This is a genomic window from Streptomyces sp. SID3212 (genome assembly GCF_009865405.1).
Lineage (GTDB): Bacteria > Actinomycetota > Actinomycetes > Streptomycetales > Streptomycetaceae > Streptomyces.
Window position 1 is genome coordinate 1 of record NZ_WWJY01000517.1, and the last position, 9,614, is coordinate 9,614.

The following is a 9,614-nucleotide window of genomic DNA, read 5'->3' on the forward strand; positions in this document are numbered from 1 at the left end:
GGTGGCCCCGGCGGCCGGCTTCGCGCCGGGCGCGGCGGGCGCCAGCACCAGGACCGGTGCGGGCTTGCTGTGTTCGGCGTCGTGCTCCCCCGTGTGCTTGGCCGGCTCGACCCACCGGTCCACACGGCCGTCGCCGTACGTCTGGAGCGTCTTGAAGGCCAGGGACTTGAGGTACGGCAGCTGCCGTACGGTCACCGCGTAGGCGGCGGGCTGGCCCACGGCCATCTCGGGTCCCGACACGGTGTAACCGCCGGCCGTGGGGGTGAGTTTCCACCCCTCGGGACCTCCGGCGTAGGTGATGTCGGCCGGGGCGATCCCGTCCGGCAGGATCACCTCCAGCGCCGTGATCCCCGCCGTCTCGGACTCGGTCGCCGCCGTGAAGCGCAGGGAGACGTTCTTGTCGAGGGCGCGGGCACCCGCCGCTTCGACCCGCACATGGGCCGACGCGGGGGCGGTGAGGGCGATGGAGGCCGCGAGCGTGACGGCGGCGACCACGGCGGCCGCGTACGAACGGCGGCCGGTACGTGGCCGGTTGATGCGGGACACGGGCAACTCCCCTGGTGGTGTACGGCGGTGGCGCGGGCGGAGGCCAACGTACCGGGGGGCGGGCCGGAGTCGTAGACCTTCGCCGATGATCCGCCGGCTCAGGTCGGGAAGGTCATCGGCGGTTCCGCAGCCAGGCCGAGAAGGCGTCCAGCGCCGGTGCCGGGTCGGACCGGCCGACGCCGATGCGGAAGTGGTCGGCCGGGGTGGCGGTGAGTTCGGAGCGGTAGATGCTCGCGGGCAGCAGCAGGACCCCTGCCTCCTGGACGAGGCGGGTGCAGAACTCCTCGACCCCGTCCTCTCCCAGGTAGCGGGGGTAGGCGACACAGCCGCCGTCGGGGGCCCGCCATTCGAACAGGTCCGGGAACCCGGCGAAGAACGCCTCGAACAGCGGGAGGTTGGTGTCGATGACGGCGCGGTTGCGGGCCAGGAGGCGGGCGCTCGCCTTGATCGCGATCCGGGCGAGGATCTCGGCGGGGGCGGAGTTGCAGATGGTGGTGTAGTGCTTGGCCCGCTCCAGGCGGGAGCGCAACTCCCGGTCGCGGCAGGTGATCCAGCCGATCCGCAGTCCGGGCAGGCCGAGGGACTTCGAGGTGACGTTCAGGGACAGGGCGCGCTCCGAGAGGTCCGCCGCCTGCGGCAGCCTGCGGGCCTCGTCGCGCTCCAGGCCCCGGTAGACCTCGTCGCTGAACAGGTGGATCCCCCGTTCGTCGCAGAGCGCCGCGAGCCGGGCGAAGTCGGCCGGGTCGACGATCTTCCCGGTGGGGTTGTTCGGGAAGTTGACGGAGACGACCCGGGTCCGGGGCCGGATCGCCGCCGCCACCCGGTCGAGGTCCAGCGCCCAGTCCCGCGCCGGGTCCAGGGCCACTCCGGTGACCTCGCACAGCGACAGCGGTACGGTCTCGGCGGCCTGGTAGTTCGGGGTGACGACCACGGCGTGGTCGTCGGGGCCCAGCAGCGCGTGCATCGCCAGATAGAGGCCCTCCTCCGCGCCGGCGAAACAGATCACGTCGTCGGCGTCCGCGTGGGTGTACGTCGCCGCGATCGCCCGGCGCAGACCCGGATCACCGAAGGTCTCCGTGTAGCCGAGGGACAGCGTGTCCCAGGCGTGCCGGTCCTCGTCGTCGGCCAGGCCGAGGAGTTCGCCCATCGGCATGGTCTGCGCGTCGGAGGCGGTCAGGTGGTGACGGGCGGTGAACTCCCAGCGGGAGAAGTACGTTTCGAGCCGGAAGTCGGGCAGCCGGGTCATGGGCGGGTCCTCTGCGCTCGGTGCTCGGCGAGCAGGGAGTAGACGGTGGAACGTGAGGTCTTGAGGGTGTCCGCGACAGCGGGGACGGCCCGGCGCACCGCGAAGATCCCGTCCCCGTCGAGTGCGCCGACCAGGGCGAGGCGGTCCTCGCGGGTGAGCCGGTCGACGGGACGGCCCCGGGTGCGGACGAACGTACCGACGGTGTGCCGGAGGCGTTCGGTCCAGTCCTGTTCGAACAGCGGCTCGGGGCGGGGCGCCACGGGGGCGGCGAATCCGGCGAGGAGGGCGGCGGCCTGCTCCAGGGGGGTGCGGTCGAGGTTGACGCAGAGCACGGCCGACGGCTCGCCGTCCTGGTCGCGCAGGACCGCGCTGACCGAGGACAGGCGCCGTCCGTCGGCCAGGAGCTTCCCGTACGGTCCGAACACGTCGCGGGCGGACGGGTCGAGCCGGTCCAGCTCCCCGAGCAGCGAGGGGCTTCCGGGGCCCCGGTCCGTCATCGGGTTCCAGACGCCCAGGACCGTGTCCTCCCGGACGTCGTGCAGCACCACCTCGGCGTAGGGACCGAGGAGCAGGGCCACCGCGTGGCACACCGGTGACCACATGCGTACCCGGGGATCGTCTTCGCCCACCACCACATCCATGGCCTGGACTGTAATTCCAGCTCGGACGGAATGTCCAGCCGCCAGGTCCTGGCCTGGACTCCACGGCACTCCGGTGGGTGGGATCGCGCGCCGCGGCCGGCCGGTTCAGAGCGGGATCTCGGCCCAGATCGTCTTGCCCGCCCGCGTGTAGCGGGTGCCCCAGCGCTCCGTCAGCTGGGCGATGATGAACAGACCCCGGCCGTTCTCCTCGTCGCCGCGGGCCCGCCGCAGGTGCGGCGAGATGGTGCTGCGGTCGGACACCTCGCAGATCAGCGTGTCCTCCCGGATCAGCCGGAGCTGGATGGGCCCGTTCCCGTACCGGATGGCGTTGGTGACCAGTTCGCTGACGACGAGTTCGAGCGTGAAGGTGGCGTCCGTCAGCCCCCAGGCCTCCAGTCGGCCGACGGCGAATTCCCGGGCGCCGCCCACGGCCCGGGGATCGGCCGACACGTCCCAGGTGGCGACCTGGGCGGTGTCCAGCGCGTGGGTACGGGCCAGGAGGAGCGCGATGTCGTCCGCCGGGCCTCCGTCCAGCATCGCCTTGAGTACGGCTTCGCAGGTGGCGTCGAGCGAGGCGTGCGGGTGCGCCAGGGCGGACCTGAGGGCGTCCTGCGGGTGGTGGGCGTCGTCCTTCCTGGGCGCCGACAGGAGGCCGTTGGTGTAGAGGGCGAGCAGGCTGTTCTCCGGAATCCGCAGCTCGGTCGCCTCGAACGGGAGCCCTCCCGTCCCCAGCGGCGGCCCCTCGGGGACGTCGACGAAGTCGGCGCTGCCGTCGGGGAGCACCAGCACCGGGGCCGGGTGTCCCGCGCGGGCGAGGGTGCAGGTGAGGGAGACCGGGTCGTAGATCGCGTACAGGCAGGTCGCGCCGGTCGCACCGGCCGTGTCGCCCTCGTCGGACTCGGCCCGCAGCGGTCCGAGGACGTCGTCCAGATGGGTGAGGAGCTCGTCGGGGGCCAGGTCCATGTCGGCGAGGGTCCGTACGGCGGACCGCAGACGGCCCATGGTGGCGGAGGCCTGCAGGCCGTGTCCCAGGACGTCTCCCACCACGAGCCCGACACGGGAGCCGGAGAGCCGGATGACGTCGAACCAGTCCCCGCCCATCTCCGACACCGAGCCGGCGGGCAGGTAGCGGGTCGCGGTCTCCACGGCGGCCAGCTCGGGCAGCCGCTTCGGCAGCAGGCTCTGCTGGAGCTTGAGCGAGGTCCGGTGCTCACGGCTGTAGCGGCGCGCGTTGTCCACGCACACCGCCGCCCGCGCGCCGATCTCCTCGGCCAGCAGCAGGTCGTCGTCGTCGAACGGATCCGGGCGCGCGTCCCGTACGAACACCGCCACGCCCAGGGTGACCCCCCGCGCCCGCAGGGGTACGGCGATACCGGAGGGCGGGCGGTGGCCCAGGGCCCGCGCCCCCGGCCGCGGCCCGCTCGTCGTACCGAGCCAGCCGGCCGCGTCGCTCCTGCTGTCGATCCCGGCCCGGACCGGCCGGCCGAGCGCGAGGGAGCGTCCCGGCACCGAGTCGGGCGGGTACGCGTTCAGCTCGCCGGGCTCCCACGCCGTCTCCGGCTCCGGGTCGCCCGCCGTGCTGCGGGCCACCCGCCGGAGGGTGATCGGCCCGGACTCGGGCAAGGGGGGTGGTTCGTCGCCCCGCAGCACCGCGTCGAAGAGGTCGACCACGGCGAGGTCGGCGAACCGGGGGACGGCCACGTCGGCCAGCTCCTGGGCCGTTCGGGCGGTGTCGAGCGTGGAGCCGACCCGTACACCCGCGTCCGTGAGCAGCGTCAGGCGTTCCCGGGCGAACATCAGCCCTCTGATGCGTTCCTCCCGGTCCAGCCGGATGCGGGACACGAGAATACTGACCGAGGTGGCCGCGGCCACCAGGGTGATGGTCACGATCCGCTGGCCGGCGGGCAGGTGGTCGACGATGCCGCCGTAGACGACGAAGATGCCGACCAAGGTCGCGCCGCAGATGACGAGGGTCTGCCGGAACGAGAGCAGCGCGCTCGCCACGAGCGGGGCCAGGACGGAGAATCCGCCCAGCCTGATCACGCCGTGGTGCGAGGCCGGGACCTGCGCGAGCGTCAGCAGGACCACAAAGATGAGCAGGACGACAAAAACGCCGATCTTGCCGCCGTGGCGAACGGAAGCCACCCAGACCCACCTCCCGGGGCGGGACACGTGGTGCCGTCATGCCCTTGATCAACGGTAACGCGAACGGACAAACACGGCGATGCCGACGCAAGCCGGGCCAGGTTCCGCTCCGGCCCGCCGCTCTCGCGACATCCTGGAAAACAACCGCAACCTGCCTATTGACTGTTTGCTATAGCGCCACCACTCTTCTGTTCATGAGCAAGGACACCCTCGGCCCCATGGAGACGACGTCCCTGGCCGACCAGGCCTACCGGCGGCTGCGGGACGGCATCCGGGAGGGCACGCTGCGGCCCGGCGAGAAGATCACCGAACGGGATCTCGCCGCCCGCCTGGGGGTGAGCCCCACGCCGGTACGGGAGGCCCTGCGCCAGCTCGTCCACGAACGGGTCGTCGAGCGGGTCGGCCCGCGCGCCCTGCGGATCGCCGACCACTCCGCCGCCGCGCGCGCCGAGATCGTGGAGGCCGAGGTCCGGCTCTCCGCCCTCATGGCCCGCCTCGCCGCCCGCAACGCCACCGAGGCGCGGCTCGCCGAGCTGACCGGGCTGCTCGACAGGACCGACGCGCTGGTCGCCGACATCGAGCGGACCCTGGCCGCACACGGCCCCGACGCGGTGGTGGCCGATCTGCTCGTCACCGTCTTCCGCCTGCTGCGGCAGTTCCACCACCAGGTCGAGGCCGCCGCCGGGAACCCCGTACTGGAAGGCCTGCTGGCCCAGGCCCGCGCCTTCAGCGACGACGAACGGCTCGACCTCACCGTCCGGCTCGCCCCCGAGCGGGCCGAGGCGTTCCGCCGCCGGTACCGCGAACACCGGTCGCTCCTCGACGCGCTGCTGGACCGGGACGAGGAGCGGGCCGAGCTGCTCGCCTCGCACCACCACCGGGAAGCGCTCCTCCAGTTGTCGGCCGGCTGATCCCCCTCACCCGCCCCTCTTGCGCCCACCCGCCCCCTCGCGTCCGGACCGCTCGGGTGCGGCGGCCGACCGATCTCGTTTTTGCTATGGCATATGGCAAGGAGCCGCCATGATGCACCACGATGCGCCGCCGTCCTCCTCCTCAGCCTCCTCGGCCGTGGTCACTCCCCTCACCTCCGCGCCGCTTTCCACCCCCGGCCGGATGCGCGGCCGTACGGTCCTGTGGGTCACCCTCGCGGTGTTCGCCCAGGAGTCGGTGTGGAACTTCTACGACGCCCAGGTCCCCACCCAGCTGCGCCACTACCTGACGTCCGCCGGTCTGGTGGGCCTGTTCATGGGCCTGGACAACGTCCTGGGCGTCTTCATCCAGCCCTGGACCGGCCACCTCTCCGACCGTCACGCGCGAGGACGGCGCGGCCGGTGGCCGATCATCCTGGTCGGCGCGTCGCTCGCGGCCGTACCGTTCGCGCTCATCCCCCGGGCGGGCAGCCTGCCGGTCCTCCTCGCGTGTGTGGCCGGCTTCGCCGCGATCGCCAACGCGTTCAAAGGCGTCACCGAGACCCTGCTCCCGGACTATGTGGCCCCAGGCGACCGCAGCAAGGCGCAGGGGTTCGTCAAGGCGGGCGTCAGCCTGACGATCGTCGTCTCGTCCCTCATCAGCCTCCTGGTCATCGACCGGAGTACGACCCTGGCGTTCGCGATCCCCCCGCTGCTGATGCTGGTCGTGCTCGGCCTGTCCTGGGCGCTCCTCGGCCGCCACCACGCCACGGCCGTCCTGCCCGACCCCGCCGGAGTCCCCGGGGACGCCGGTTCACCTGCCGCAGGCGGGGAGATCCCCTCCCCGTGGGCGGTCGTCAAGGACCTGGTCCGCGCACCCACCGGCCCCAGGGCGCTCCTGATGACCGGCGTCTTCTGCTTCGCCGGGATGTGGTCGGCCCTGCGTTCCCTGCTCACCCCGTACGGCACCGAGGTCCTGGGGCTGTCGCGCGGTGAGGCGGGGGCGCTGGCGCTGCCCGGCGCGGTCGCCTTCCTCTGCGCCGTCGTCCCGCTCGCGTACGTCTCCGGCCGGCTGGGCCAGATCCGCGCGATCCGGTACGGCGTCGGCCTGTTCGTCGTGGGACTGCTGGCCGGGGTCCCCTTCCCCACGCCGGGCGTCACGGTGGTCTCGATGGTCATGGCCACGGTCGGCTACGCCGTGTTCGCGGTCAACGCGCTGGTCGCGCTCTGGAACCTGGCCCCCGACAGCCGGGCCCTGGGCACCTACACCGGCCTCTACACCGTGGCCTCCGCCTCCGGCATGGCGTTCGGTCCCGCGCTGCTCGGGGTGACGGTCGACCTGACCGACTGGCGCTACATGTTCCTGAACGCGGCGGTCCTCGGCGCTGTCACTTTCGCGGTCTTCACCCTCCTGGTCCGCCGGAACCGGGCCGGGGCGGCGCGCGCCGGAGCCGTACCGGCCGACCCACCCGGATGAGGACGGCCCGCACACACTCCCGGCCCGCGCACGCCCCCGGCCCGCACGCACACCGGCCGGCACGCGCCCCAGAGGCACCCACCCCACCACCGAGCGGGCGCCACGCGTCACGTGCGCCCCGTACAGACAAGGACTCACCGTCATGGAATTCCGCATCCTCGCCCCCACCGGCGCCCTGGGCGCCGGGTTCGACGCCGACGCGTTCCGGCGGGGTGTCGAGGCCCGCCCGCACGTCATCGCGTGCGACGCCGGGTCCACGGACAGCGGTCCCGCCGCGCTCGGTTCGGGCGTTCCCAAGCTCTCGTCGCAGGCCGTCGCCCGCGACCTGCGTCTGCTGCTCAAGGCCCGTGCCGAACTGGGCGTACCGCTGATCATCGGCTCCTGCGGCACCAGCGGCCGCGACGTCGGCGTCGACGGGGTGGCCGCTCTCGTGCGGGCGATCGCGGCCGACGAAGGGCTCCACTTCACGCTCGGCCTGATCTACGCCGACCAGAGCGCCGCGCGTCTCGAAGCGCTTCACGACGCCGGCCGGATCCGTCCCCTCCCGAACGCGCCGGCCATCGACCGCGGCCAGTTCGCCCGGGGGCACACCGTCGCGATGATGGGCGTGGAACCCATCCAGGAGGTCCTGCGCGACGGCTGTGACGTCGTCCTGGCCGGGCGCGCGAGCGACACCGCGCTCTTCGCCGCCGTACCGCATCTGTACGGGGCGGATCCGGGGCTGACCTGGCACATGGCCAAGACGATCGAGTGCGGCGCCGCCTGCGCCGTCCCGCCCTCCGCCAACGGGCTCCTGGTCCGTCTGCGCGACGACCACTTCGACGTGACGACGCTCGCCGAGGGCAGCCGGCTCACCCCGCGCTCGGTGGCCGCGCACACCCTGTACGAGAACGCGGACCCGTTCCACGTCGTGGAACCCTCCGGCACGCTCGACACCACCGACGCCACCTACGAGGCGGTGGACGAGCGGACCGTGCGGGTGCGCGGGGCCCGCTATCTGGAGGCCGACGGCTACACCAACAAGCTCGAAGGGGCCGAACTGGTCGGGTACCAGACGGTCGTCATCGGCGGGGTGCGCGACCGGGTGATCATCGAGCGCCTCCCCGAGCTGCTGCCGCTCGCGAAGAAGTACTTCGAGGCGAAGATCCTCGATGTCTTCGGCGGTGAGGTCGACCCGGGGACCGTCGACATCGACTACCGCCTCTACGGCGCCGGAGCCGTACTCGCGGGACAGGAGCCCCCCGCTCCCCATCCCCGGGAACTGGGTGTCCTCATCACGGTGACCGCCCCGGACCAGTCCACCGCGCACGCCGTCGCGACCTTCGTGGCCCATGCCAGCAGCCATCTCCCCATCCCCGAGTACGACGGGCTGGTCAGCACGCTCGCCTATCCCTACTCGCCGCCGGAGACCGACCGGGGCGCCCTCTACCGCTTCACCCTCCATCACGTCGCCACCGGCGTGACCCCCACCGAACTCTTCCGCACCGTCACCGAGGAGCTGTGACACCGATGGCCACCCTGCTCGACTACTGCTCCCTGGTCCGCTCGAAGAACGCGGGCCCGTTCACCCTCACGTTCGACTTCATGTGCCACGACCGGCGCGCGTACACCGCGCTGGTCGCCACGGGCGTGCTCGACGCCGCTTTGTTCGCCGGCCTGTTCGGGACCGACGAGGACCAGATCCTGGTCGTGAACCACCCGTCGGCCCTGGCCGTGAAGGTCTCCCTCCCCCGCCCTGTCGTGCAGGGCGACCTGCGGGACAGCGACCACTACGGGGGCCAGCAGTACGCGCCCCTCCTGGAGCTGGACCTGCCCGGACTCCCGGCTAGGGAGCCGTGACCGAGCGGAGGGCGGGGCGCGTCGCGGGCTGGAGGACGAGGTGGGTGCCGTAGGCCGTGAGCCGCGGGGATCCGCGGTCCGACGCCTCCGCGTACACGCGCGAGCGGCGTGGCGCGTCGGCGCCGGTGGCGTACGGGCCCCTGCGCGGGTCGACGGAGACCAGCCGTCCCCCGGAGATCCACACCACCCGGGATCCGGCGAGGACGACGTCGTCGTTCGTGCCGCCGTCCTCGGGGCCGGTGGTCCTCCACAGGGTCCTGCCGGTCGTGAGGTCCAGGCCGGTCCAGTCGCCGCTGGACGGGTCCTCGGCGTTGACCGTACGCAGCACCAGGACGCCGTCCGGGGAGATCACCCCGCCGTGCGGTTTGTCCTCCGGCTGCCGGAGCGTCCTGACGAACCCGAGCGTGGCGGGGTCGACCCGTACGACGGGCGGGAAGGTGTCGCCGGCCGCGGAGCCGCTCTCCGTACAGACCAGCCGGCCCTGCGCCCCGATCAGGGACGGGCAGGGGTGGGAGGGGTCGGACGTGGCGACCACCTCGCCGGTCCGCCCGTCCCGTGCGACGGCGCGGGCGCCGGACTCGACGGTGAGGACCCGGCCGCCGAGCGCGAACGGCGCGATTCCGGTGGTGTCCCGGTGCCACAGGGGCGTTCCGTCGGAGGCGCGGTACGCGAACAGCGTCTGCGGCTCGGCGGCGGTCGCGCCGTACGTGGCCGCGTAGACGACGCCGGCGGCCGTGGCCGGCGGGCCGAAGGTACGTCCTGCGGGGAGCGCCTTGGTCCAGGCGACGCGGCCGGCGGCCGGATCGACGGCC

Annotated in this window: 9 protein-coding genes; 4 read left to right on the top strand and 5 right to left on the bottom strand. The window is 72.9% G+C overall.

Translation table 11 applies throughout. The features are described 5' to 3' along the window. From GT042_RS40105 to GT042_RS15620, 4 genes are all read right to left on the bottom strand, one after another. The coding region (locus GT042_RS40105; protein ID WP_345943784.1) for a DUF1775 domain-containing protein at positions 1–546 on the bottom strand (546 nt) is incomplete at its 3' end. A 112-nt stretch (positions 547–658) separates the two neighbouring features. Beyond that, complete coding sequence (locus tag GT042_RS15610) at positions 659–1,792, bottom strand: pyridoxal phosphate-dependent aminotransferase (protein ID WP_161309316.1); 1,134 nt, start codon at positions 1,790–1,792, stop codon at positions 659–661. Beyond that, positions 1,789–2,433, bottom strand: coding sequence for a PAS domain-containing protein (locus tag GT042_RS15615; protein WP_161309317.1), 645 nt, complete (start codon positions 2,431–2,433; stop codon positions 1,789–1,791). The genes GT042_RS15610 and GT042_RS15615 overlap by 4 nt, the downstream gene beginning before the upstream one ends. 105 nt (positions 2,434–2,538) lie before the next feature. Further along, positions 2,539–4,578 carry a SpoIIE family protein phosphatase gene (locus GT042_RS15620; protein WP_345943785.1) on the bottom strand — a complete coding sequence of 680 codons (2,040 nt, stop codon included), beginning with the start codon at positions 4,576–4,578 and terminating at the stop codon, positions 2,539–2,541. 194 nt (positions 4,579–4,772) lie between these two features. Here GT042_RS15620 and GT042_RS15625 point away from each other — a divergent pair, with 194 nt between their 5' ends. From GT042_RS15625 to GT042_RS15640, 4 genes are all read left to right on the top strand, one after another. Further along, positions 4,773–5,489 (top strand): GntR family transcriptional regulator, encoded by a 717-nt coding sequence (locus GT042_RS15625; RefSeq protein WP_161309318.1) that lies wholly within the window; start codon positions 4,773–4,775, stop codon positions 5,487–5,489. Between the two features lie 109 nt (positions 5,490–5,598). Then, complete coding sequence (locus tag GT042_RS15630; protein WP_237530832.1) at positions 5,599–6,963, top strand: MFS transporter; 1,365 nt, start codon at positions 5,599–5,601, stop codon at positions 6,961–6,963. A gap of 142 nt (positions 6,964–7,105) precedes the next feature. Next, on the top strand, positions 7,106–8,467 hold the full coding sequence (locus GT042_RS15635) for an acyclic terpene utilization AtuA family protein (protein WP_161309319.1): 1,362 nt from the start codon (positions 7,106–7,108) through the stop codon (positions 8,465–8,467). A gap of 5 nt (positions 8,468–8,472) precedes the next feature. Beyond that, positions 8,473–8,802, top strand: coding sequence for a DUF4387 domain-containing protein (locus GT042_RS15640; protein ID WP_161309320.1), 330 nt, complete (start codon positions 8,473–8,475; stop codon positions 8,800–8,802). On the opposite strand, the gene GT042_RS15645 is transcribed toward GT042_RS15640, so the two are convergent. After that, positions 8,789–9,614 (bottom strand): PQQ-binding-like beta-propeller repeat protein (locus GT042_RS15645; protein WP_161309321.1); only part of this gene is annotated, 826 nt, incomplete at its 5' end. The two genes, GT042_RS15640 and GT042_RS15645, sit on opposite strands and share 14 nt — an antisense overlap.

Coding starts and splice junctions, on each gene's coding strand:
- GT042_RS15625 (WP_161309318.1), top strand. CDS start 4,773: ATGAGCAAGGACACCCTCGGCCCCATGGAGACGACGTCCCTGGCCGAC.
- GT042_RS15610 (WP_161309316.1), bottom strand. CDS start 1,792: ATGACCCGGCTGCCCGACTTCCGGCTCGAAACGTACTTCTCCCGCTGG.
- GT042_RS15615 (WP_161309317.1), bottom strand. CDS start 2,433: ATGGATGTGGTGGTGGGCGAAGACGATCCCCGGGTACGCATGTGGTCA.
- GT042_RS15630 (WP_237530832.1), top strand. CDS start 5,599: ATGATGCACCACGATGCGCCGCCGTCCTCCTCCTCAGCCTCCTCGGCC.
- GT042_RS15635 (WP_161309319.1), top strand. CDS start 7,106: ATGGAATTCCGCATCCTCGCCCCCACCGGCGCCCTGGGCGCCGGGTTC.
- GT042_RS15640 (WP_161309320.1), top strand. CDS start 8,473: ATGGCCACCCTGCTCGACTACTGCTCCCTGGTCCGCTCGAAGAACGCG.